At 60.8% G+C, this 398-nt stretch carries 1 protein-coding gene; it reads left to right on the forward strand.

What is annotated here, in order from left to right; genetic code table 11:
* A partial coding sequence (locus tag EN780_RS38270; RefSeq protein ID WP_245500342.1) for a helix-hairpin-helix domain-containing protein occupies nucleotides 1-256 on the forward strand: 256 nt, incomplete at its 5' end.
* Nucleotides 257-398: the final 142 nt, after the last annotated feature.

Consider the following 398-nt stretch of genomic DNA (forward strand, 5'->3'; position numbering starts at 1 on the left):
CTATTTCGTCCAGCGCCTGCGCGACGAGGTGCACCGCTTCGCCATCGGCTCCCACCGCGCCCGCCGCAAGAAGGAGATGGTCAAGAGCCCGCTCGACGAGATCGCCGGCATCGGCCCCGGCCGCAAGCGAGCGCTGCTTTTGCATTTCGGCACCGCCAAGGCGGTCAGCCGTGCCGCGGTCGAGGATCTGGTCAAGGTCGACGGCATCTCCGAGCAGATGGCGAAGCTGGTTTACAACCATTTTCATGACAGCTGACCATTCTTGCGCCTATTTTCGGCTGACCAATCGAATCTGCCCTGTTGACCCCCCACATTCCCTTCTGATTTGAGTACGCAGGCAGAAAGAGTTCCCGAGAAGATGGCCCAGCGCGCGTTCAACCTGCCGAATATCCTCACCT

The sequence above is a fragment of the Mesorhizobium sp. M4B.F.Ca.ET.089.01.1.1 genome (genome assembly GCF_004022605.1).
GTDB classification, from domain to species: Bacteria; Pseudomonadota; Alphaproteobacteria; order Rhizobiales; family Rhizobiaceae; genus Mesorhizobium; species Mesorhizobium abyssinicae.